This window comes from Ancylobacter radicis (assembly GCF_018449475.1).
GTDB lineage: Bacteria > Pseudomonadota > Alphaproteobacteria > Rhizobiales > Xanthobacteraceae > Ancylobacter > Ancylobacter radicis.
Map to the genome: position 1 here is coordinate 196,046 of NZ_JAHCQH010000012.1, position 22,637 is coordinate 218,682.

At 68.4% G+C, this 22,637-nt stretch carries 25 protein-coding genes; 10 read left to right on the forward strand and 15 right to left on the reverse strand.

Going from position 1 to position 22,637, the window contains the following annotated elements:
• Positions 1-29: 29 nt before the first annotated feature.
• Positions 30-2,624: an ABC transporter permease gene (locus tag KIP89_RS02870; protein ID WP_213753948.1), complete on the reverse strand. Its 2,595-nt coding sequence runs from the start codon at positions 2,622-2,624 to the stop codon at positions 30-32.
• Positions 2,625-2,626: 2 nt separating this feature from the next.
• Positions 2,627-3,355, reverse strand: a complete 729-nt coding sequence (locus tag KIP89_RS02875) for an ABC transporter ATP-binding protein (RefSeq protein WP_213753896.1) — start codon at positions 3,353-3,355, stop codon at positions 2,627-2,629.
• A gap of 157 nt (positions 3,356-3,512) precedes the next feature.
• Between KIP89_RS02875 and KIP89_RS02880 the strand changes: the two genes are divergently transcribed.
• The 3 genes from KIP89_RS02880 to KIP89_RS02890 all read left to right on the forward strand — a co-directional run bounded on the left by KIP89_RS02880 (position 3,513) and on the right by KIP89_RS02890 (position 5,676).
• Positions 3,513-4,103, forward strand: a complete 591-nt coding sequence (locus tag KIP89_RS02880; protein WP_369807031.1) for an arylesterase — start codon at positions 3,513-3,515, stop codon at positions 4,101-4,103.
• The gene (locus KIP89_RS02885; protein ID WP_213753898.1) at positions 4,100-4,549 is read left to right on the forward strand and encodes a DUF2267 domain-containing protein; all 450 of its coding nucleotides are present in this window, start codon (positions 4,100-4,102) and stop codon (positions 4,547-4,549) included. Before KIP89_RS02880 ends, KIP89_RS02885 begins: the two co-directional genes overlap by 4 nt.
• An 83-nt stretch (positions 4,550-4,632) precedes the next feature.
• The gene (locus tag KIP89_RS02890; RefSeq protein WP_213753899.1) at positions 4,633-5,676 is read left to right on the forward strand and encodes an aldo/keto reductase; all 1,044 of its coding nucleotides are present in this window, start codon (positions 4,633-4,635) and stop codon (positions 5,674-5,676) included.
• A 45-nt stretch (positions 5,677-5,721) separates the two neighbouring features.
• On the opposite strand, the gene KIP89_RS02895 is transcribed toward KIP89_RS02890, so the two are convergent.
• Both KIP89_RS02895 and argH read right to left on the reverse strand, forming a co-directional pair.
• On the reverse strand, positions 5,722-6,324 hold the full coding sequence (locus tag KIP89_RS02895; protein ID WP_213753900.1) for a septation protein A: 603 nt from the start codon (positions 6,322-6,324) through the stop codon (positions 5,722-5,724).
• 5 nt (positions 6,325-6,329) lie between these two features.
• On the reverse strand, positions 6,330-7,718 hold the full coding sequence (gene argH / locus KIP89_RS02900) for an argininosuccinate lyase (protein ID WP_213753901.1): 1,389 nt from the start codon (positions 7,716-7,718) through the stop codon (positions 6,330-6,332).
• A gap of 27 nt (positions 7,719-7,745) precedes the next feature.
• On the opposite strand from argH, the gene tlpA reads away from it, so the two are divergent.
• Together tlpA and KIP89_RS02910 are read left to right on the forward strand one after the other, a co-directional pair.
• Positions 7,746-8,579 (forward strand): thiol:disulfide interchange protein TlpA, encoded by an 834-nt coding sequence (gene tlpA / locus KIP89_RS02905; RefSeq protein WP_213753902.1) that lies wholly within the window; start codon positions 7,746-7,748, stop codon positions 8,577-8,579.
• A gap of 119 nt (positions 8,580-8,698) precedes the next feature.
• On the forward strand, positions 8,699-9,673 hold the full coding sequence (locus KIP89_RS02910) for a DMT family transporter (protein ID WP_369807032.1): 975 nt from the start codon (positions 8,699-8,701) through the stop codon (positions 9,671-9,673).
• A gap of 475 nt (positions 9,674-10,148) precedes the next feature.
• On the opposite strand, the gene KIP89_RS02915 is transcribed toward KIP89_RS02910, so the two are convergent.
• The 11 genes from KIP89_RS02915 to KIP89_RS02965 form a co-directional block, all read right to left on the reverse strand.
• The gene (locus KIP89_RS02915; protein WP_213753903.1) at positions 10,149-11,030 is read right to left on the reverse strand and encodes a 3-hydroxybutyryl-CoA dehydrogenase; all 882 of its coding nucleotides are present in this window, start codon (positions 11,028-11,030) and stop codon (positions 10,149-10,151) included.
• Between the two features lie 46 nt (positions 11,031-11,076).
• Positions 11,077-12,024 (reverse strand): electron transfer flavoprotein subunit alpha/FixB family protein, encoded by a 948-nt coding sequence (locus tag KIP89_RS02920; RefSeq protein ID WP_213753904.1) that lies wholly within the window; start codon positions 12,022-12,024, stop codon positions 11,077-11,079.
• Between the two features lie 2 nt (positions 12,025-12,026).
• Positions 12,027-12,776, reverse strand: a complete 750-nt coding sequence (locus tag KIP89_RS02925) for an electron transfer flavoprotein subunit beta/FixA family protein (protein ID WP_213753905.1) — start codon at positions 12,774-12,776, stop codon at positions 12,027-12,029.
• Between the two features lie 190 nt (positions 12,777-12,966).
• Positions 12,967-13,686 carry a rhomboid family intramembrane serine protease gene (locus tag KIP89_RS02930; protein ID WP_213753906.1) on the reverse strand — a complete coding sequence of 240 codons (720 nt, stop codon included), beginning with the start codon at positions 13,684-13,686 and terminating at the stop codon, positions 12,967-12,969.
• Positions 13,687-13,800: 114 nt separating this feature from the next.
• Positions 13,801-14,460, reverse strand: coding sequence for a glutathione S-transferase family protein (locus KIP89_RS02935; protein WP_213753907.1), 660 nt, complete (start codon positions 14,458-14,460; stop codon positions 13,801-13,803).
• Between the two features lie 7 nt (positions 14,461-14,467).
• Complete coding sequence (locus tag KIP89_RS02940; protein ID WP_213753908.1) at positions 14,468-15,061, reverse strand: cob(I)yrinic acid a,c-diamide adenosyltransferase; 594 nt, start codon at positions 15,059-15,061, stop codon at positions 14,468-14,470.
• A gap of 14 nt (positions 15,062-15,075) precedes the next feature.
• Entirely contained in the window at positions 15,076-15,279 is a 204-nt protein-coding gene (locus KIP89_RS02945) for a twin transmembrane helix small protein (protein ID WP_213753909.1), read from the reverse strand.
• A gap of 68 nt (positions 15,280-15,347) precedes the next feature.
• Complete coding sequence (locus KIP89_RS02950; RefSeq protein WP_213753910.1) at positions 15,348-15,824, reverse strand: TspO/MBR family protein; 477 nt, start codon at positions 15,822-15,824, stop codon at positions 15,348-15,350.
• A 202-nt stretch (positions 15,825-16,026) separates the two neighbouring features.
• The gene (locus KIP89_RS02955; protein ID WP_213753911.1) at positions 16,027-16,485 is read right to left on the reverse strand and encodes a baeRF12 domain-containing protein; all 459 of its coding nucleotides are present in this window, start codon (positions 16,483-16,485) and stop codon (positions 16,027-16,029) included.
• Between the two features lie 129 nt (positions 16,486-16,614).
• Entirely contained in the window at positions 16,615-17,448 is an 834-nt protein-coding gene (locus tag KIP89_RS02960; protein ID WP_213753912.1) for a YihY/virulence factor BrkB family protein, read from the reverse strand.
• A 122-nt stretch (positions 17,449-17,570) separates the two neighbouring features.
• Complete coding sequence (locus tag KIP89_RS02965) at positions 17,571-18,479, reverse strand: class I SAM-dependent methyltransferase (protein ID WP_213753913.1); 909 nt, start codon at positions 18,477-18,479, stop codon at positions 17,571-17,573.
• Positions 18,480-18,902: 423 nt separating this feature from the next.
• On the opposite strand from KIP89_RS02965, the gene KIP89_RS02970 reads away from it, so the two are divergent.
• The 5 genes from KIP89_RS02970 to KIP89_RS02990 all read left to right on the forward strand — a co-directional run bounded on the left by KIP89_RS02970 (position 18,903) and on the right by KIP89_RS02990 (position 22,599).
• Positions 18,903-20,153: a glutamate-5-semialdehyde dehydrogenase gene (locus tag KIP89_RS02970; RefSeq protein WP_250152170.1), complete on the forward strand. Its 1,251-nt coding sequence runs from the start codon at positions 18,903-18,905 to the stop codon at positions 20,151-20,153.
• Positions 20,154-20,315: 162 nt separating this feature from the next.
• Positions 20,316-20,651, forward strand: a complete 336-nt coding sequence (gene fdxA / locus KIP89_RS02975) for a ferredoxin FdxA (protein ID WP_213753914.1) — start codon at positions 20,316-20,318, stop codon at positions 20,649-20,651.
• Between the two features lie 406 nt (positions 20,652-21,057).
• Positions 21,058-21,669: a CarD family transcriptional regulator gene (locus KIP89_RS02980; RefSeq protein WP_213753915.1), complete on the forward strand. Its 612-nt coding sequence runs from the start codon at positions 21,058-21,060 to the stop codon at positions 21,667-21,669.
• Between the two features lie 318 nt (positions 21,670-21,987).
• Complete coding sequence (locus KIP89_RS02985) at positions 21,988-22,269, forward strand: type II toxin-antitoxin system RelE/ParE family toxin (RefSeq protein WP_213753916.1); 282 nt, start codon at positions 21,988-21,990, stop codon at positions 22,267-22,269.
• 24 nt (positions 22,270-22,293) lie between these two features.
• Positions 22,294-22,599 carry a HigA family addiction module antitoxin gene (locus KIP89_RS02990; RefSeq protein ID WP_213753917.1) on the forward strand — a complete coding sequence of 102 codons (306 nt, stop codon included), beginning with the start codon at positions 22,294-22,296 and terminating at the stop codon, positions 22,597-22,599.
• The last annotated feature ends 38 nt before the right edge of the window (positions 22,600-22,637 follow it).

A 22,637-nucleotide genomic window follows, 5' to 3' on the forward strand; every position in this document is an offset into this window, starting at 1 on the left:
GCTTAGCGCGCCCGCACGGCGAAGCCTTGCTACAGATTGCGCAGGATGCGCGCCGGCTTCTGCCCGAGCGCCCGCCAGGTGCCGATCAGGCCGAAGCCCACCGTCAGCACCAGCGCAACCGCCGCCGCCCCGAGCGCCGCGCCGGCCGACCAGGCAAAGCCGACCTTCATCACCTGGGTGACGACGACATAGGCGGCGATCGTGCCGGCGCCGACGGCAACGGCGGCCGTCACAAGGCCGAGCGCCGCATATTCCAGCGCATAGGCCAGAACCAGCCGGGCGCGGGTGGCGCCGAGCGTCTTGAGGATGACGGCGTCATAGACCCGGTGATGCTGTCCGGCCGCCAGCGCGCCGGCCAGCACCAGCACGCTCGCCACCAGCGTGACGAGGCTGGCGCCCCGGATCGCCATCAGCAGATTAGCGACGATCTCGCCGATCTGGGTCAGCGCCTCCTTGACCCGCACCGCCGTCACGGCGGGAAAGTCCCGCGCGGCGGCGCGCGAGACGACGCGCTCCACGGCCGCATCGCCCCCGCCCGGCAGCGCAAGGGTGGCGAGCGAAGTATGCGGCGCGCCACGGAAGGTGTTGGGCGAGAACACCATGACGAAGTTGATGGCGAGCCGTTCCCATTCCACCTGCCGGAGATTGGCGATGCGGGCGGTGATCGGGCGGCCCAGCACGTTCACCGTCACGCTGTCGCCGATCTTCAGCCCGAAGGCGTCGGCGATCTCCTTTTCGAAGGAGACGAGCGGCGGCCCAGCATAACCGGCGGGCCACCATTCGCCTTCCACCAGCGACGAACCTTCGGGCACCGCGTCGGCATAGGTGATGCCGCGATCGGAGGACAGCACCCAGGCAAATTCCGGCGGCGGGGTGATGCTCTCCGCCGGCCTGTCACCCAGCGTGATCAGGCGCCCGCGCAGCATGGGGACGATCTCCACCGCGCCGGTGGGCGCCTGCTGCTTGAGAAAGGCCGCGAAACGGTCGGTCTCGGTGTTCTGGATGTCCAGGAAGAAGAAGCTCGGCGCCTGCTCCGGCAGGCGCGAGGTGAGTTCGCGCGTCAGGCTGCGGTCGATCAGCGAGAGTGTCACCAGAAGCGTCAGGCCAAGCCCGAGCGAGAGCACGATGGTCGGGGTCAGCGCGGCCGGCCGGTGGATATTGGCGAGCGCCAGCCGGGCCTCGGTCAGGCGCGGGCGCGGCAGCCGGCGGGCCAACGCCATGATCCCGAACCCGACGAGGCGCAAGGTCACCAGCACGCTGGCGGCCGCGATCAGGTAATAGATCGCAATGCGCCGCTCCTCGGAGGCGAGCACGGCAAGAATGGCCAGCGCGGCAATGGCCAGCACCGTCATCACCGCATAGATCCGCCGCGGCCGTCGACCGCCCGCTTCCACCTCGTCGCGGAACAGGGCGGAGACCGGCACATCATGGGAGAGCCCGAGCGGCCACAGCGCGAAGGCGAGCGCGATCAGCGCGCCATAGGCCACCGCCAGCACCAGGGCGGCGGGTTGCAGGCTCGGCACGATGGCGATGGGAAGCAAATGGCCGAAAGCCGCGTTCACCGCGAAGGGCAGCGCCGAGCCGACGACCAGCCCGATGGCGATGCCGATGGCGGCGATGAGGCCGACTTCCACCAGATAGATGGTGAACACCGTGCCGCCCGGCGCGCCCAGGCTCTTGAAGGTGGCGATGACGCCGCGCTTGGCGTCGAGATGGCTTTTCACCGCATTGGCGACGCCGACGCCGCCGACCAGCAGGGCGGTCAGGCCGACGAGGGTCAGATATTCGGTGAAGCGGCGGACATTGTTTTCCAGCCGGGGCGCGGCCGCATCGCGGGTGCGGGCCTCGAAGCCCGCTTGCGGCGCGCCCTTCTGCACGTTGTCGACGAAGGAGGTAAGCGCAGACGGGTCGCTCATCTGCACCCGGTAATGCCAGCGCACGAGGCTGCCGGGCTGGAGCAGTTGCGAGGCGCGCAGCGCGTCGAGCGACACCATGAGCCGGGGCCCGAAGCCGATGCCGGTGGAGAGTGCGTCCGGCTCCCGCTCGATCAGCCCGCGCAGCACCAGCTTCGCCTCGCCGAGCGCGAACGCATCGCCGATCTTGAGGCCGAGGCGCTCGACGAGCGCCGGGTCGGCCACCGCGCCGAACATACCATCGGCCGGCGCCAGCGCGCGGTCGATCGGCTGGGCCGGCTCCAGCGCCATGGCGCCGACCATGGGGTAGGTGCCGTCCACCGCCTTGGCCTCGACTAGGGTGGCGTTCAGCGTATCGCCGCTGCCCGCCCGCGCCATGGCGCGCAGCGTGGCGACAGTGGAGACACGGCCGCCGGCGGTGATGAGCGCCAGTTCGTCCGGCGTCGCCTCGCGCTGGACCAGAGAGAAGGCCGCGTCGCCACCCAGCAGCGTCGTGCCCTCGCGCGAAAGCCCATCGGTCAGCGCGCGGGAGAAGGAACCGACACCGGCAATCGCCGCCACACCAAGCGCGAGGCACGCCAGGAAAACGCCGAAGCCGCGAATGCCGCCGCGCAGTTCGCGCAGGGCAAAGCGCAGGGCGAGCGAGGAACGGGCGCGCAGGCCCAGACCGCCGGGCCGCGCGGCCTCGGCACGGGAAGAGGTAGCGGCCATGCTCATGCCGGAACCTCAGCCGTCATGGCTGCACCGGCAAGGCTTTCCCGCTCGATCTGGCCGGAGCGCAGATGGATGGTGCGGTCGCAACGGCGCGCGAGGTTCAGATCGTGGGTCACGATCACCAGAGTGGCGGCGCGACGCGACTGCGCGGCGAACAGCAGGTCCATGATCTGCCGGCCCGTCGTCTCGTCGAGATTGCCGGTCGGCTCATCGGCGACGAGGATGCGCGGCTCGGGCGCCAGCGCACGGGCGACCGCGACGCGCTGCTGCTCGCCGCCGGAAAGCTGGGAGGGATAATGGTCGAGGCGGTGACCAAGCCCGACCGCCGTCAACTCCGCCGCCGCCCGCTCGAAGGCGTCGGCCCGGCCGGCAAGCTCCAGCGGCACGGCGACATTCTCGATCGCCGTCATGGTCGGGATGAGGTGGAAGGCCTGAAACACGATGCCAACATTGCGGCCACGAAAGCGCGCCAGCGCGTCCTCGTCGAGCCGGGTCAGTTCCTCGCCGGCCACCGTCACCGCGCCGGAATTGGCCTGCTCGAGTCCAGCCAGCACCATCAGCAGGCTCGATTTGCCCGATCCCGACGGCCCTACGAGGCCGACCGCCTCACCCTGCCCTATATTAAGCGACACACCCTTGAGGATATGAACGCGCGCCGCGCCGGAACCGAGGGAGAGTTCGACCTTGTCGAGGCGGATGGCGGGCATGGATTGGGAGTTCGGCTGCATGTGGTCCTGGGCGTTGTTCGGCGGGAAGCGGGCCGGTCTGGCGCGCTGCGGTGCGGTAGGTTCCGCAGCATATGGCGCCCTGTTTACGTCACGAAAGAGCCGGTGGACGTTTCACCTCGGCTTAGTGCTGTTCGCTCTCGCGGGATTGATGACGAATATGAGCCGGGCCCACGCCGAACCCGTCCGCCTCGTCGCCTTTGGAGACAGCCTGACGGCAGGTCTCGGCCTCCCCGCCAACCAGGCTTTTCCTGCCAAACTTCAGGCGGCCCTGACGGCCAGGGGTCACGATGTGGTGATTGAAAATGCCGGCGTCTCCGGCGACACCACGACCGCCGGCCTTGCTCGGCTCGACTGGTCGATCCCCGATGGGACGCAGGGCGTGATCCTCGAACTCGGGGCCAATGACGCGCTGCGCGGCCTCGATCCGGCCATCACCGAGAAATCGCTCGACGCCATGCTCGCCCGGCTGAAGGAGCGCGGCATCCCCGCGCTGCTCGCCGGCATGGTCGCCCCGCCCAATCTCGGTGGCGATTATGGCGTCCGCTTCAACGCCATCTATCCGCGCCTCGCGGCGAAATACGGCGTGCCGCTCTATCCGTTCTTCCTCGACGGCGTGGCCGGACAGGGCAAGCTGAACCAGCCGGACGGCGTGCACCCGACGACGGCGGGCGTCGATGTGATTGTCGAGCGTATCCTGCCAGCGGTGGAAACCTTCCTCGCCGGCATCAAGGAGAGCCGCGCCCCATGACGGTGCCGATGGCCTATCGCCGCGCCAGCCAGGATCTCGATGCCTTCCTCGCGGATGTGGCCGATGAAGCGCATCTGTCGAGCCGGCATCAGGCCTATACGGTGGTCGACGCCGTGTTCCGGGCCTTCCGCCGGCGCCTCACCCCGGAGGAGGTGCTCGCCTTTGCCGCCGCCTTGCCACCGTTGTTAGGTGCGCTGTTCATCGAGAACTGGCGGCCAGAAGAGGCGGCCCCCGTCTGTTGGGCGCCGGAGGAGGTGCTACGGGACGTCAAGTCCCTGCGCCCGCATCACAACCTCGCCACCGAGCGGGCGGTGGTGCAGATCGGCGCGGCGCTGCGGCGCCATGTTGACGAGGCGGCATTCGCGCAAGCCCTTCAGCGACTGCCGCCGGAGGCCGCCCGCTTCTGGGGGATCGACACGGTTACCGGATGGCAGGTGGCGTCCTGAAGCGGACGCTGCGGCAGCTTGTACCGTCGGAATGGGGCTCCTATCATCGCCTACCCCTATCCTGATGAATCCCGGACATTGCCATGCAGTACCGCCCGCTCGGCCGCACCGGCCTCGAGGTCAGCGCCATTTGCCTGGGCACCATGACCTATGGTGAGCAGAACACCGAGGCCGAAGGCCACGCGCAGATGGATTACGCCCTCGACCGCGGCATCAATTTCTTCGATACCGCCGAGCTTTACTCGATCCCGCCCAAGCCGGACACGCAGGGCTCGACCGAGCGCATCATCGGCAGCTGGTTCAAGGCGCGCGGCAACCGCGACAAGATCATCCTCGCCTCCAAGGTGATCGGCCTCAGCGAGATGACCTGGTTCCGCAAGGATGGCTCACCCGGCCGCCCGACCCGCAGCCAGATCCGCGAAGCGGTCGAGGGCAGCCTGACCCGGCTGCAGACCGACTATATCGATCTCTACCAGCTGCACTGGCCGGGCCGCCCGATGCAATGGGGTGCCAATCCCACCCGCTGGGCCGCCACGCCCGGCGAGGAAACCCCGATCGCCGAGACGCTGGCCGCCTTTGATGAGTTGGTGAAGGAGGGCAAGATCCGCCATGTAGGCCTCTCCAACGACAGCGCCTGGGGCACGATGAGCTTCCTCATGGAAGCCGAACGCACCGGCGGGCCGCGTGTCGCCTCGATCCAGAACGCCTACAACCTGCTCAACCGCACCTATGAGACGGCGCTTGCCGAGATCAGCCTGCGCGAGGATATCGGGCTGCTGGCCTATTCCCCGCTCGGACAGGGCTATCTCACCGGCAAGTACCAGAACGGTGCCCGCCCCGCCGGCGCCCGCACGACGTTGTTCAACCGGGGGCAACGCTACCAGACGCCGGGCGCGGAAGAGGCGATCGAGGATTATCTGGCGATTGCCCGCGAGGCAGGGATCGACCCGGCCCAGCTCGCCATCGCCTTCTGCCTGTCGCGCGACTTCATGGCCTCGGTCATCATCGGCGCGACCACGATGGAGCAGCTGGTCGCCGACATCGACGCGATCAACGTGCCGTTCACGGCGGAACTGGAAGCCAAGGTCGACGCCGTGCACCAGCTTCGCGGCAATCCCTGCCCCTGAGCACCAGATGGCGCGGGCGGGGTAATGCCCCGCCCATCGCGCACCTTACTTGCCGGCGGGCGTGTCGGGCTCGACCGCGTGGCGCGTCATCAGCGGCACCTGCGCCATCGCGAAGACCAGCGTCAACGGCAGATAGCCGAAGGTCTTGAAGGCGACCCAGCTGTCGGTCGAGACCGACCGCCAGACCACCTCGTTCAGCACCGCCATGACCAGGAAGAACACGCCCCAGCGTATGGTCAGCTTGTGCCAGCCCTCATCCGTCAGGGTGAAGACATCACCGAGCACATAGGGCAGCAGCGGTTTGCGCAGGGCGAGGCCGCCGAGCAGAAGACCGCCGAACAGTGCGTTCACGATGGTCGGCTTCATCTTGATGAAGTGATCGTCCTGCAGCCAGAGCGTCAGCGTGCCGAACACCAGCACCACCGCGGCCGAGACCAGCGGCATCACCGCAATCTTGCGGGCGATGATCCACATGACCAGCAGCGCCGCGAAGGTCGCGACCATGAAGGCGCCGGTGGCGACATAGATGCCGGCGCGGCCATTGGCGACGAAGAAGACCACCAGCGGGCCCATCTCCAGCGCGAATTTCAGCGCCGGGTGCATCTTGCGCAGCGGCGTGGTCCCGGTCGGGATGCCCTCGTCAGCCATCAGGTTCAGCCTTCCTTGGCCAGTTGCTTGAGCCAACGCTTGGCCTGCGCCCGCACATTCTTCGGCGCCGTACCGCCATAGGAAACGCGGCTCGCCACCGACTTGGAGACCGAGAGCACGCCGAACACCTCCTTGGTGATGCGCGGCTCAACACCCTGCATTTCCTCAAGTTTCAGCTTGTGCAGGGGGATTTCCCGGTCGCTCGCCAAGCCGACGATCCGGCCGGTGACGTGATGCGCCTCGCGGAACGGCAGGCCGAGCACGCGGACCAGCCAGTCGGCGAGATCCGTGGCGGTGGAATAGCCCTGGCCCGCCGCCTCCTTCATCTTCTTCTCGTTCGGCACCATGTCGCGGACCATGCCGGCGGTTGCCGCGATCATCAGCGAGAGGGTCGAGAAGGCATCGAACGCGCCTTCCTTGTCCTCCTGCATGTCCTTGGCATAGGCCAGCGCGAGACCCTTCATCACCATCAGCAAGCCATTGAAAGCACCCGCGATTCGCCCGATCTTGGCGCGCACCAGCTCCGCCGCGTCGGGGTTGCGCTTCTGCGGCATGATGGACGAGCCGGTGGTGAAGCGGTCCGACAGCTTGATCAGGCCAACCAGCGGCGAGGTCCAGATCACGATCTCCTCGGCGAAGCGGGAGAGGTGCATGGCGCAGATCGAGGCCGCCGCCAGCGTCTCCAGCACGAAGTCGCGGTCCGAGACCGAATCCAGCGAATTGGCCGTGGGCCGGTCGAATCCAAGGGCCGTTGCGGTCGCGAAACGATCGATCGGAAACGACGTGCCGGCCAGCGCGGCGGCGCCGAGCGGGCATTCGTTGAGCCGCGCGCGGGCATCGCGCAGCCGGCCGCGGTCGCGCCCGAGCATCTCGACATAGGCCATCAGATGGTGGCCGAAGGTCACCGGCTGGGCGGTCTGCAAATGCGTGAAGCCCGGCATCACGGTGCCGGAATAGTGCAACGCCTTTTCGGTAAGTGCCTTCTGCAGATCACGAATCTGCGCATCGAGGGTGTCCAGCGTGTCGCGCACATAGAGCCGGAAATCGGTCGCCACCTGGTCGTTGCGGGAGCGCGCGGTGTGCAGGCGGCCGGCGGATGCGCCGATGAGCTGGGCGAGGCGGGACTCCACATTCATATGGATGTCCTCCAGCGCCCGCTGGAAGGTGAACTGGCCGCCCTCGATCTCTGACAGGATCGTGTCTAGACCCGCCGCGATCTTTTCGGCATCTGCCTTGTCGATGATGCCTTTGGCCGCCAGCATCGAGGCATGGGCCTTCGAGCCGGCAATGTCCTGCGCATAGAGGCGCTGGTCGAAACCGATGGAGACGTTTATTTCCTCCATGATCGCGTCCGGCCCCGTCTCGAAGCGGCCGCCCCACATCTTGTTGCTCATGCTCACCTTTTCTCCGCGAGGACGGTCATGACCGAACGACCCGAGACGGCGACGGGCCGGAAAATGACGGCTGCGGCGCGCCCGAAGGGCCGCTTTGCCCTGATCGTGGCGGCCGCCCTTGGGCTCGGCGCCGCGGCCGGGCTGGCAGGCGTATACGGGATTGGGGGCGATCCGCGCAACGTCGTTGCGAGCGTGCCCCTGTCGGCGGGCGAAAACGCTGGCAATGGGGCGACCGGTGAGGCCAGTCAGGCGGACGATCAGGCCAGTGCGTCCGGCGACGCCAGCGCCTGCCGCGCCGCGAGCGAGACCGGGCGGCGCCTCGCCGACCTCGCCAAGGGGGAGCTCGCCGCCTTCGCCCCGACCCTGAAGCCGACCCGCATTCCCGACCTCGCCTTTCTCGGCCCGGACGGCACGCCGCTGACGCTCAAGGAGGTCGGCGGCTCCGGGCTGAAGCTGGTCAACATCTGGGCGACCTGGTGCGTGCCCTGCCGGGAGGAGATGCCGGCGCTCGACGAGCTCCAGGCCACGCTGGGAAATACCGGCACTCCCGGCTTCAGCGTGGTCGCCATCAATATCGACACGCGCGATACCGAGAAGCCGAAACGCTTCATGGAGGAGACCGGCATCAAGCGTCTCGCGCTCTACACCGATCCCAAGGCGAAGGCCTTTCAGGAACTGCGCGCGGTCGGGCGCGGCTTCGGCCTGCCGACCACCATGCTGATCGACGCGGATGGCTGCGAGATCGGCCATATCGCCGGCCCGGCGGAATGGGCGGGGGCGGACGCGCTGGCGCTGATCCGCGCCGCGCTGGGCGAGACACCCGCCGCGCCGCCCGCTGCCGCCCAGCCCGCCGCCCCTTAACCGGACGCCATACCCCCGCACCGACCCGGCGAATCCGGGTGGCGCGGGGCCGGGCGATGGAGTAGGAGCGCGCGTCGTCAGAGGGCGCCCGGCGCCCGCGCGTTGCAGGAGCCTGCCCGATGTCCCGTCCCGAGCCCGCCCCCACTGACGGGCTCGCGGCCCCTCGCCCGGCTCCCGCCGGCCCGCTGCCGATGGCCGGCGGCGACTGGGGCGCGCTGATCCTGCTCTCGCTGATCTGGGGCGGCTCCTTCTTCTTCGGCAAGATCGCCATCGCCGAGATCCCGCCGCTCACCATGGTGTTCGCGCGGGTGACCATCGGCGCCGGGGCGCTCTATGTCATCGCCCGGCTCGCCGGGGTGCGGCTGCCGCTGACGCGGCGGCTGCTGTTCGATTTCGCGGTGCTGGCGGTGATCGCCAACATCATCCCGTTCGGGCTGATCGCCTGGTCGCAGCAGCATATTCCCAGCGGCCTGTCCTCGATCCTCAACGCCGCGACGCCGCTGTTTACCGTGCTGGTGGCGCAGGCCTTCACGCGGGACGAGAAATTCACCGCCGGCAAGCTGGTGGGCGTCAGCCTCGGCTTTGCCGGGGTGGCGGTGATGATGGGCCCGGCGCTGCTCGGCCAGCTCGGCGGGCACAACCTCGCCGCCCAGCTCGCCGCCATCGGCGCGACCATCTCCTACGGCTTCGCCAGCGTCTATGGCCGCCGCTTCCGCGCCTTGCCGCCGCTCGCCGTGGCGATGACGCAGCTCGCCTTCTCCAGCCTGATCCTGCTGCCGGTCATCGCCGTGCTGGATGCGCCCTGGCAGCTGCCGGTGCCCTCGCTCAAGGTGGCCGGCGCGCTGGCCGGGCTCGGCGTGCTCTCCACCGGCATCGCCTACATCCTGTATTTCCGCATCCTCGCGCGGAACGGGGCGACCAACATCTCGCTGGTCACCTTCCTGGTGCCGGTGAGCGCGATCCTGCTCGGCGCTCTGGTGCTCGGCGAGGCGCTGGAACCCCGCGAATTCGCCGGCTTCGCCATCATCGCGCTGGGGCTGGCGGCGATTGACGGGCGCCCGTGGCGCTGGGTGCGGGGGATGGCAAGGTCTTAGCCACGCGCGGCAGATCCGCCCCACACCACGTCATGCCCGGGCTTGACCCGGGCATCTATGCCTTGCGGGCCGACAGCGGCGCGTGACAAGGCAACGTCCATCCGTCGGAAAGACGTGGATGGCCGGGTCAAGCCCGGCCATGACGGCGCGAGGGGTGAAAGCGCGTTCCGTCAGCCGGCGCCGTCAGCCACCACCGTCATCCCGGACGGCCGAAGGTCGATCCGGGATCGCTCGCCGTCTGTCGCCACGTCATGCCCGTCCCCGGACTTGATCCGGGGATCAGCCCGGGCATCCATGCCTTGCGGGCCGACAGCGGCGCGTGACAAGGCAACGTCCATCCGTCGGAAAGACGTGGATGGCCGGGTCAAGCCCGGCCATGACGGCGCGAGGGGTACGGTGCGAGGGCGGCGGCGTCATCGGTCAGGCCCCGAACGGCCCCCGACATACCGTCTCAGCGTGCCGGCGTGCCCCGCCTCTAACGGGTCGGCACCGGCTTTTCGCCGCGGTAGTCGTAGAAGCCGCGCTGGGTCTTGCGGCCCAGCCAGCCGGCTTCGACATATTTCACCAGCAGCGGGCACGGGCGGTACTTCGAGTCCGCCAGACCCTCATGCAGCACCTGCATGATCGACAGGCACGTATCCAGCCCGATGAAATCGGCGAGCTGGAGCGGGCCCATCGGGTGGTTGGCCCCGAGGCGCATGGCGGTGTCGATGGCGTCGACCGAGCCCACGCCCTCATAGAGCGTGTAGATCGCCTCGTTGATCATCGGCAGCAGGATGCGGTTGACCATGAAGGCGGGGAAATCCTCCGCCACCGCATAGGTCTTGCCGAGCCGGGTAACGAAGGTCTTCGACAGTTCGAAGGTCTCGTCCTCGGTGGCGATGCCGCGCACCAGCTCGACCAGCTGCATCAGCGGCACCGGATTCATGAAGTGAATGCCGATGAAACGCTCCGGCCGGTCGGTCGAGGCGGCGAGCCGGGTGATGGAGATGGACGAGGTGTTGGTGGCGAGGATCGCCTCGGGCTTCAGATAGGGGCAGACCGAGGAGAAGATCTTGCGCTTGATCTCCTCTTTTTCCACGGCGGCCTCGATGACGAGGTCGACCTCGGAAAGGTCCGCCGTCTGATCGGTGCCGTGGATGCGGCCGAGCGCGGACTGGCGGTCCTCGTCGGAATACAGGCCCTTGGAGACCTGACGGGCCATGTTGCCATTGATGGTGGCGAGGCTCGACTTGATGCGGTCGCTTTCGAGGTCGTTCAGCACGACGTCATAGCCGGCCAGCGCGCAGACATGCGCGATGCCGTTGCCCATCTGCCCCGCGCCGATGATGCCGATGCGCTTGATCTCGAAAGCCATGATCCGTCCTGTCCGCCCTGCCCTTTGGATCCAGTATAGTGGCCCGTCAGGCTTTTGCCTTAGCTATTTCGGCGGTGAGCTCCGGCACGATCTGGAACAGGTCGCCCACCAGCCCGTAATCCGCCACCTGGAAGATCGGCGCGTCCTCGTCCTTGTTGATGGCGACGATGACCTTCGAATCCTTCATGCCGGCGAGATGCTGGATGGCGCCGGAAATGCCGACCGCGACATAAAGCTCGGGCGCCACCACCTTGCCGGTCTGGCCGACCTGCCAGTCATTGGGCGCATAGCCGGCATCGACCGCCGCGCGCGAGGCGCCGACCGCCGCGCTGAGGCTGTCCGCCAGCGGCTCGATCAGGGCGTGGAAATTCTCCGCCGAACCGACCGCGCGCCCGCCGGAGACGATGGCGCGGGCCGCCGTGAGTTCCGGCCGGGCGCTGTGGGCGACTTCCTCACCGAGGAAGCGGGCCGGCGCGGCGGTCTCGGCCAAAGCGACGGCGCGGATGGGCGCGGCGCCGCCCTCGCCCGCCGGGGCGAAGGACGCGGTGCGGATGCTCAGCACCTTGGTCGCGTCCGTGGCGCGCACGCGCTGGATCGCGTTGCCGGCATAGATCGGCCGGTCGAACGTGTCGGGGCTGATGACGGCGATGACGTCGGAGACCTGCATCACGTCGATCAGCGCGGCAAAGCGCGGCAGCACGCTCTTGCCGAAGGCGGTGGAGGGGGCGATCACCGCGCCGTAATCCCCGGCGAGCGCCACCAGCAGCGCGCTCACCGGCTCGGCGAGGCGGTGGGCGTAAGAAGGCGCGTCGGCGACCAGCACCTCGGCCACGCCGTCGAGCTTGGCGGCGGCCTCGGCGGCAGCGGCGCAGCCGGCGCCGACCACCAGCACATGGACAGGCGCGCCGAGCGCCAGCGCGGCGGTCAAGGCGCGGGCGGTGACGGGGTTGAGGCTGGCATCGTCATGCTCGGCCAGAAGAAGGGTCGCGGCCATGGTCAGAGCACTCCCGCCGTCTTGAGATGGCCGACGAGTTCGGCGGCCGAGGAGACCTTGATGCCGGCGGTGCGGCCGGTCGGCTCGGTAGTGGCGAGCACCTGAAGGCGCGGGGTGAGGTCAACGCCCCATTCCGCCGCGCCGCGCTCGGTGATCGGCTTCTTCTTCGCCTTCATGATGTTGGGCAGGCTGGCATAGCGCGGCTCGTTGAGCCGCAGATCGGTGGTCAGCACCGCCGGCAGGTCGAGGCTCAGCGTCTGGAGGCCGCCGTCGATCTCGCGGGTCACCTCCACCGTGCCGTCACCGAGCGCGACCTTCGAGGCGAAGGTCGCCTGCGCCCAGCCGAGCAAGGCGGCGAGCATCTGGCCGGTCTGGTTGCAATCGTCGTCGATCGCCTGCTTGCCGAGAATGACGAGGCCGGGGGCCTCCTCCGCGACGATGGCCTTGAGGATCTTGGCGACCGCCAGCGGCTCGATGCCGGCCTCCTCGGTCTTCACCCAGATGCCGCGATCGGCGCCCATGGCGAGCGCGGTGCGGATGGTCTCGTCGGTCTTCACCGGGCCGATCGAGACGGCGATCACCTCGGTCGCCTTGCCGGCTTCCTTGAGGCGCAGCGCCTCCTCGACGGCGATCTCGTCGAACGGGTTCATCGACATCTTGATGTTGGCGAGTTCGACCCCGGTGCCGTCCGCCTTGACGCGGATCTTGACGTTGTAGTCGACCACCCGCTTCACGGGCACAAGGATCTTCATCACATATCTCCCGCCCGGCGGGACATACCCCGCCACCGGCAGCCGCATTGGGGGAAGGCGACGCAGCGGGACCGGGAGGTAAAGGGGAATCGACCCGGCGCGGCATCAGCCCGCGGAAAGCCGGGCGAAACTATGGACCCGCCAGAGGCGTGTCAACGTGGAGAAAGGGCGCGCCGGGCCGCGCTCGAGCCTAGACCGGCGGGCGCCCGTCCGGCGTGCCGTTGCGGGTCAGCACCCAGAGCGGGACACCCTTGCGGCGCATGACGATGATGAGCACGGCGCCGGCCAGCAGCCCGCCCATATGCGCCCACCAGGCGGTCTCCTCGTCGCCCGAGGTGACGAGGTTCCAGAGCTGGAAGCCGATCCACGCGCCGAGCGGCCAGATGGCGGGAATGCGCAGCGGAATGCGCAGGAACACCAGCACCCAGATCCGCACATTCGGGTGCAGCATGAGATAGGCGCCGACCAGCCCCGACACCCCCGCCGAGGCGCCGATCAGCGGCGCCGGAGAGGCCGGCACGGCGAGCGCATGGGCGAGCCCCCCGGCGATGCCGCACAGCAGATAGAAGGCGAGGAAGCGGGCATGGCCGAGCGCGTCCTCCACATTGTCGCCGAACACCCAGAGGAAGGCCATGTTGCCGATGAGGTGCAGCCAGCCGCCATGCAGGAACATGTAGGAGACCAGCGTCAGCTCCGGCGGCAGGCGGACATACTCGTCCGGCAGCACGGCGGCATGGGTGACGACGGCGGGAATGGCGCCGTAACCGAAGGCGCTGGCGATGTCGATCTCCGGCCGGTAGCCGTGCTGCACCAGCAGGAAGACGACGACATTGGCGGCGATCAGCGCCCAGGTGACATAGGCGTGGGTGATGCCTTCCAGCGGGTTGTCGTCATTGATCGGCAGCAGCATGGCGTGGGGTGGCGGCTCGGGCGATGATTCGCGGGATGGGCGGGCGGAAGCGCGGAACCACAATGCCGCGTTGCGGCGCGGGAGGCCATCACTTCGACGCCATCTTTAACGCCATCAGGACGCGGGGACCGGCTCGGCGTCGAAGCGGGTGAGCGCCATGGATGGGCGCGCGGCCATGCGCGACCACCACGCGGCGAGAGCGGGAAACCGGTCCATCATCGCCGCCCCCTGCGGGGCGAGGCGGAAATAGGCGACCATCGGCGCGAGATGAAGATCGGCCAGCGACAGATGCGGGCCGGCGAGCCATGGCCCCTCGCCCATCAGATCGGTAAGGGCGGCGAGGCAGGTGGACGCCTGCGCGACGGCCGTCGCCAGCGCGGCGTCGTTGGTGCTCTCGCCGCGCGCCGGCTTCTCGACCTGCTCGACATAGACCCCCCAGACCAGGGCGCGATAGGCATAGGCATCGGCAAGGCCGATGATCTGGTTGCACCGCGCCCGCTCGCGCGGCCCCGCCGGCTGGAGCGGGGGGCCGGCAAAGGCCTCGTCGACATAGCGGGTAATGGCGCCGGTCTCATAGAGCCGGAAATCCTCATGCTCGAAGGCCGGAATGCGCCCGAAGGGCTGGCGCCGGAGATAATCGGGCGACGGTCCGCCGGGAGCGAAGGGGTCGACCGGCACGAGTTCATGAGCCACGCCCTTTTCGGCCAGCGCCAGCCGCGCGATCCGCACATAGACGCTGTAGGTCGCCCCGAACAGACGCGGCGTCCCGGTCATCGCCCCCTCACCCCTCCCGGCCGGCCGCCGGCACCCAGAGCACGTCGCCGCTGGCCCGGTCATTGGCAGCGCGGCTCATGACAAACAGCAGGTCCGAGAGCCGGTTGAGATAGCGCACCGCCGCTTCCGAGACGATCTCGCCGGGCATCTGCGAGAGCTCGACCACGAGCCGCTCGGCGCGCCGGCAGACGGTGCGGGCGACATGAAGATGGGCCGCGGCGGGCGTGCCGGCCGGCAGCACGAAGGAGCGCAGGGGTTTCAGCGGCGCGTTCAGCAGGTCGATATCGCGCTCCAGCCTGTCGACCTGCGAACCGACGATGCGCAGCGCCTCCCAGCCGCGGTCCACCCCATCATCGGGGGTGGCGAGATCGGCACCGAGGTCGAACAGATCGTTCTGGATGCGGGCGAGCACGGCGTCGAAATCGGCAAAGGCGCTGTCCGGGCCGGTGTGCAGGCGGACCACGCCAAGCGTCGCATTGGTCTCGTCCACCGTGCCATAGGCGGTCACCCGCAGATCATATTTCGGCCGGCGCTCGCCGGTGCCGAGCGCGGTGGTGCCGTCATCGCCGGTGCGGGTGTAGATGCGGTTGAGAACGACCATGGCGCCGGTCTCCCTTAGCTCTGGCTCATGAGGAGGATGGTCGCCAGCACGAAGCACAGGGCGACCGCCTGCAGCAGCACGCGCCACTGCATCAGTTTCTGCGAACGTTGCGGCGAGCCGCCGCGCGCCATGTTGGCGAGACCGAGGATCAGCACCACCGCCACCGCGCCCAGCGCGACCGGCAGGATGAGGAACTTGGCGATGAACAGAAGGTCCATGGGGCGTCTCCGGGTCGCCGGGATCGAGGGGCCGGGATAGAGGGTCAAGATGTCCGGCGCGCCGGCGGTCAGTTCAGCGCCACGATGGCCGCGTTGAGCGTCGTCGCATAGGTCACCCAGGCGATGTACGGGGCCAGCAGCCAGGCGGCGATGCGGTCGATGCGCGCGGCCGCCCAGATGGAGGCGGCGATGGCCAGCCACAGCGCGACGACCACGACAAGCGCCGCGCCGGGCGCCTCCATGCCGAAGAACACCGGCGACCACAGCGCGTTCAGCGCCAGTTGCAGGCCCCACAGGACAATGGCTCGGCGCCGCTCCGGCGAAGGCGCGTGAAGCTGCCACAGCCGCCACAGCGCCACCGCCATCAGCACATAGAGCGTGGTCCAGGCGATCGGGAAGGCCCAGTTGGGCGGGTTCCAGGACGGCTTGACGAGGCCGGCATACCAGGTGGGGATCTGCGGCGTGGTGACCAGCGAGCCGAGCGCGCCGACGCCAAGGCACAGGCCCACCGCCACCACCAGGCGGAAGAAGGACAGGGTCTTCATCGATTGCACCCCTCGCGCTGTTTCGCCCGGCGCTGATTCCCGCGCCCCGGCGCCAGCTTAGCGCCTTCTCAAGCTTAGCGCCTTCTTACGCGCGATGCCCGCGATGGGATGAGTGGGGTGGGGAAATCCCCACCGCCCGGCCGGCGCCGCCGCGCGCGGCGGCACCGGCATGGGGTGCGGTTTGGCGTCGGAGCGTCCCGGCTCAGGCGGCCAGATGCTTCTCGATCTCGTAGACCGGCAGTTTGACCATGTCGCGGTCGACCTCGCCGGCGAGCGCGTCCGTCACCGCGCGGGAATAGAACGGCCGGATCATGCCCAGCGCGCGCGGCGCCGCGACGATGATCAGCGCGCTCACCTCGCCGGCGGTCACCGCCTTGTCGAGGCGCTGCGCCACCACCCGCAGGAAATCGCGCTCGCCCTCATCCTGCCAGTCGGTCACCTCGACCGAGGAACGGGCCGTGCCGGAGGACTGGTGGACGCGGCCGGGCGTATCCGTGCCCTGCTCGCGGGTCGGCGGGTTGTCCTGCTCATGCACCTCATGGGTGCGCAGATTGGGGAAGGGGGCATCGCCCTTGTTGCACAGGATCAGCGCCTTTCGCCCGTCGCAGACCACAACCCATGCGCCGGCCTCGATCCTGATCTTGTCATAGCTGGTGCTCATGGCACGCCTCCTTGAACTCTACCGGACCATTCGGCGCACGACCGGACGCCGCGCGCCTTGAGCAAGGTCAAGCGAGGGGAGAAGGCTTCGGTTCCCGAGGCGCGGGAGGCCCGATCAGAGCCGGCCCAATTAGAGTCGGCCCTCCCGGGCGCGGCGGATGGCGGCGTTCAGTTCGCCGCCATACACGAAGATCGAGGCGGTGGTGTAGAGGAACACCAGCGCGATCATCACCGAGGCGAGGCCGGCATAGGTGGTGACGTAGTTATTGGCGAATTCCGCGAGATAGCGGCCGAAGGCGGCGCCCGCCGCCAGCCACAGGCCCAGCGTGACGAGAATGCCCGGCGCGACATCGGCAAGGCTCCGCTTGCCGGCCGGCAGCCACATATGCGCCACCACCAGCGCGACGATCAGGATGCCGGAGGTCGCGGCATAGCGCAGAAACGTGATCACCCAGCCGAACGGCGTCAGCGCCGGCACCCAGCGCACGGCGGTCAACCACAGTACCGGGCCGAGCACGACGAGGAAGGACAAAGCGAGCAGGCCGGCCGCGCCGACCACCACATAGCCGATCGATTCGAGGCGCAGCCAGTACCAGCTGCGCTGCTCGCGCACGCCATAGGCGCGGTTGAGGCCGATGCGCAGGCTCTCGATGCCGTTCGACGAGAAATAGATCGCCAGCACCACACCGATGGTCAGCACATCGGTGCGCACCTGGGTCAGCACGTTCTGGATCTCGCGGCCGATCGGCGCGGCGACCGCCGAGGGCCAGGCCTCCAGCAGCAATTGCACGGTCTCGTCGGCGAGATTCTTGAAATCGAAGAACGCCGCCAGCGCGGTGACGAAAATCAGGAACGGAAACAGCGACATCAGCGCCGACAGCGCGATATGACTCGCGATCGCCCAGCCATCGTCCTCGACGAAGCGCCAGAAGGCATCCCAGGCGATGTCGAAGGCACGCAGCAAGGCGCCCGGTCTCCCACTCAGCGAACGGCTGCACGTCACATCGGATACCGCGGGCCAAATGGCAAGGGACGCGGACGCGGCAGATGCGCCGAAGGGGAAGCGGGCGCCGGCGGCGGCGTCCGCTATTTGCGGAAGCGGAACACCGGTTGCACCGTGAGGTGGCCGAATTCCGGGGCGTGATGGATTTCCACCACGCTGCGGGAAAAACCCGCCTCGCGGGCCATGTCGAGAATGTCCCAGCCGAAATCATAGAACACCAGCGACCCCTCCTCCGAGACCGGGTTGCCGTGAAACATCGGCGGGAGCAGATGGACGATGCCCTCCGGCCCGATATCGGCGCGGCGGATGCTGGCGTCGCGGGTGGGGAAGAAGGGCGTGGTCATGATCATCTCGCCGTCGCGCTTGAGGACGCGATGGCACTCGCGGAAGGCCGCGGGTGGCGAGGGGATGTGCTCGAACACCTCGTTGCTGACGATGAGGTCGAACATGTCGCTGGCGAAGCTCAGCGCATGGATGTCTTCGTGATGCAGGCCGTTGATCACCGTGCCGGACGGGTAGTCGGGGCCGAGATACTCGCTGCCATGGATCGCGGCGACATTGCGCAGATTGGCCTGCGACCAGGCGAAGATCGGCGTCACCTCCTCCATGAAATAGAGCGTCTTGGGAGCGCGCCCCTGCTCGACCGCCTCCTCGATCAGCGACGCCATCAGACGCTGCCGGTTGTTCAACTGGGTGACCGGACAGACCAGCCGCTCGCGCAGGTTCGGCAGAAGGACGCCGTTCTCCTCGCGCCCGCCCCAGAGCTGGTCCACGGCAAAGGCCACCGTCTGGCGGGCGGGACGGGAATACCCCTCCAGCGTCCATTCGCTGTCCCGCGCGTGCTGGCGCAGAAGCTCGCGTTCCAGAAGAAAGATCGCCTGACCGGGGGGCGAGGCCAGGAAGGCATCCCACGCCGCGCGGTCCGGTGCGAGAGCAAGGGGTGGCACGAGGCGGGCCGGCGTCTTGCGGAAGACATCGCGAAACCGAAACATTCAGCAACCTTCCAGACGCGGCGCGAGCGCGCCGAGGAACAACAGACACACGGACAACCGGCGACGCGGCACCGGGCAAGGCCCCGCGCGGAGGCCGCGAGGGGCACCGGCGATCATTGGAGCAATATTCCGACAATTTTCGCAACGTTAGCACAGCGTCGCCAGAAACGATCCCCCGCGAAACACGTCGCGCGCGATGGACTGTTTGGGCGGGCGGCGCGGCCGTGTTACACAGGCAACCCTTTTGCCGCTCCCGCCCGCGCGGGATCTATACGGGTGATCACCATGTCCGCCGGCTCGTCCGCCGCCTTCGCCCCCTTCCCCGCCGCGACCGATGCGCCCGCATCGGCGCCGGTGCCGGCGGGTGCGCGGCCGGAGCCGTGCGGGAACGTGGCTGGCGAGAGCATCGCTGGCGAGAACGTGATGGACGTGATGCTGGCGATGGGCCGGCGCGCCCGCGCCGCCGCCCGCGCGCTGGCGCTCGCCCCGGCCGACACCAAGCGCGCCGCGCTTCTGGGAGCCGCCGCGGCGATCCGCGCCCGCGCGCCCGAGATCCTCGCCGCCAATGAAGCGGATGTGACCGCCGCCCGCGCCGCCGGCATCAGCGAGGCGGTGATCGACCGGCTGGCGCTCACCCCGGCCCGGCTCGACGGCGTGGCGGCGGCGGTGGCCGAGATCGCCGAACTGCCCGATCCCGTGGGCAAGGTGACGGAAAGCTGGGAGCGGCCGAACGGGCTGCGGCTGGAGCGCGTGCGCACCCCGCTCGGCGTGATCGGCGTGATCTATGAGAGCCGCCCCAATGTGACGGCCGACGCCGGCAGCCTGTGCCTCAAGGCCGGTAATGCGGTGATCCTGCGCGGCGGCTCGGACAGCTTCAATTCCAGCCGCGCCATCCATGCGGCGATGGTCAAGGGCATCACCGCCGCCGGCCTGCCCGCCGACGCGATCCAGCTCGTGCCGACCCGCGACCGCGCAGCGGTCGGCGCCATGCTGGGCGGGCTCGACGGCACGCTCGACGTGATCGTGCCGCGCGGCGGCAAGAGCCTGGTGGCCCGCGTGCAGGCCGAGGCCCGCGTGCCGGTCTTCGCGCATCTGGAAGGCATCGTTCACGTCTATGTCGACAAGGCCGCCGATGCCGAGAAGGCCCTCGCCATCGTGAAGAACGCCAAGCTGCGGCGCACCAGCGTATGCGGCGCGGCCGAGACGCTGCTGGTCGATGCGGCCGCGCGCGAGCGGCTGCTCGCCCCGCTGGTCACCATGCTGCTCGATGCCGGCTGCGCGGTGCGCGGCGACGCCGCGACGCAGGCGGTCGATCCGCGCGTCACCCCGGCGAGCGAGGAGGACTGGCGCACCGAATATCTCGATGCGGTGATCGCGGTGAAGCTGGTGGACGGGCTCGATGCCGCCATCGACCATATCGAGACGCATGGCTCCCATCACACGGACGCAATCCTCACCGAGGATGCGCAGGCCGCCGAGCGTTTTCTCGCCGAGGTCGATTCGGCCATCGTCGTGCACAACGCCTCGACCCAGTTCGCCGATGGCGGCGAGTTCGGATTCGGCGGCGAGATCGGCATCGCGACGGGGCGGATGCACGCGCGCGGGCCGGTTGGCGCCGAGCAGCTGACCTCGTTCAAGTACCGCGTGCGCGGGACCGGGCAGACCCGGCCCTGACGCCACGGGAGGTCGCGCCGGGGCGCTGGCGCGGCCGGGCGCGGGTTTTCACGGCGGCGCGGTGTTTTTTAACGCTTCGAACAGCTTCCTTGCGCCCCCCAAGAGGGTGCGCTAGGGGAGTGCCGCGGGCCAAACCACAAGCCCTGCACGGAGACCGGATGAATGACCTACGTCGTCACGGACAATTGCATCAAGTGCAAGTACACCGACTGCGTCTCGGTGTGTCCCGTCGACTGTTTCTATGAGGGCGAGAACTTCCTCGTCATCCACCCGGACGAGTGCATCGACTGCGGCGTGTGCGAGCCGGAATGCCCGGCCGAGGCGATCAAGCCGGATACCGAGCCGGGTCTTGAGAAATGGCTCACGCTGAATGCCGACTACGCCAAGGTCTGGCCGAACATCACCGATCGCAAGGACCCGCTGCCGGACGCGAAAGAATGGGATGGTGTAGCCGACAAGCTACAGTATCTCTCACCCGAACCGGGTAAGCAGGACTGAACGAGCGCCGGGCACCTTCCGTTCAGGGAAGCCCGCCCCGCCCTGTGACGTGCCGATTCGCCGCCGCGGCCAGCCGTGTCGCAAGCGAATCCGCATGCGCGCTGCATTGCGGCAGTATTTTGATTTCCACCGGATTTGTGTTATAAGGCTGCTCGTGCAGTCGATTGGATTTGCTTTTATGCAGCGCTCCCGACCCGGAGCGATCTTCCCGGAATTGATGTCGGGTTTTCGCCCAGCGCGCGGTCGCGCGTCGGGGCTCCCTGAATTTTCCGTCGACGGCTGAAGTACGGTTGCGGCATCCGCCGCAGCCGGGGTGTTTCTTGACCTCGCGGGCAGCCGCGAGGGGGGCGAGGCGCGTCGAAGGCGACGCGGCGCCGAAGAACCGGGACCCAGGAGCAGGCACAGCATGACGTCGACGACGAAGAAGCCGTCCAACAATATCCGCCAGGGTTTCAAGACGGGCGAGCATATCGTCTATCCGTCCCATGGCGTCGGGCGCATCACGGCGATCGAGGAACAGGAAGTCGCGGGCTTCAAGCTTGAGCTTTTCGTCATTCAATTCGAAAAGGACAAGATGACGCTGCGCGTGCCCGTGCCGAAGATCGCCACCGTCGGCATGCGCAAGCTCTCGGACGCGGTCGTCATGAAGAAGGCGCTGGAGACCCTCAAGGGCCGCGCCCGCGTGAAGCGCACCATGTGGAGCCGCCGCGCGCAGGAATATGAAGCCAAGATCAATTCCGGCGACCTGATCGCCATCTCCGAAGTGGTGCGCGACCTGTACCGCTCCGACGCCCAGCCCGAGCAGTCCTATTCCGAGCGTCAGCTCTACGAGGCCGCGCTCGACCGCATGGCCCGCGAACTCGCCGCGGTGGAGAACCTGACCGAGACCGAGGCGATCAAGCAGATCGAGCAGAACCTGCTCAAGGGTCCGCGCCGTCTCGGCAAGGGCGAGGTCGAGGCGGAAGCCGAGGCCGAGGTCGAAGCCACCGAGGACGACGCCGAGGAAGCCGCCGCCTGATCGGACGCCTCTCGACATTTCAGGAAAAGCCCGGCCTCGCGCCGGGCTTTTTCGTTGGGGACCCCGACGGATGGCATCCACCGTGCGCGGCGCATGGTGAGGCCGGCCATCCAATCCCGGCCATCCATGGCCTGCCCGAAGCGCGCACCCGGCCAAGGCGTGGATGCCCGGCACATGGCCGGGCATGACGGGGTGTGGGACGCAGGGCGCCATAGGGCAGCGCGTCCGAGGGGGCCGTGTTCAGATTGCCGCCTGTATCATTTAGTGATACGTTATTTGTGCCGTTGAGCGTGCGCGGCGACCCGTCCGAAGGACACAATGATCCTTTCCACGCGAGGCAAGCATGTCGAGCATGTTCTCGCGGGACGGGCGCCCACGGGCTTTCCCGCCGATCTGCTGCGGCAGGCGGAGCGCCGGCCGCGAGCTGTGGACGCGGCCATCGGGCTTGACGATTTGCGCTCCCCGCCGGGCAACCGGCTCGAAGCATTGAAGGGGGATCGGCAGGGCCAGCATTCGATCCGCATCAACGACCAATGGCGAATCTGCTTCCGCTGGACGGAGCTGGGCGCGGAAGACGTCGAGATCGTCGATTATCACTGAGGAGGCCATGATGAGGAGACCGATATGCCCGTGAGCTTCGCGCGACCGCTGCACCCCGGTGAGTTCCTCCGGGAAGAATATCTCGTCCCGCTGAACATGAGCGCCGGCCAACTCGCGCGCGCGCTCGACCTGCCACGCACCCGCATCGAGCGGATCGTGCGGGAGGAAATCGGCATCTCCACCGACACGGCCCTGCGTCTGGCGCGCTTCTTCGGCACCAGCGCCGGTTTCTGGCTGAACCTCCAGCAGAGCTATGAAGTGGAAACGCAGACGCGCCAGCTCGCCGCCACGCTCGACAAGATCACGCCATACCGCGCCGACGCGGCCTGAGCGGCCCGCCCATGTCGCCACGTCGCCCGGAACCATCC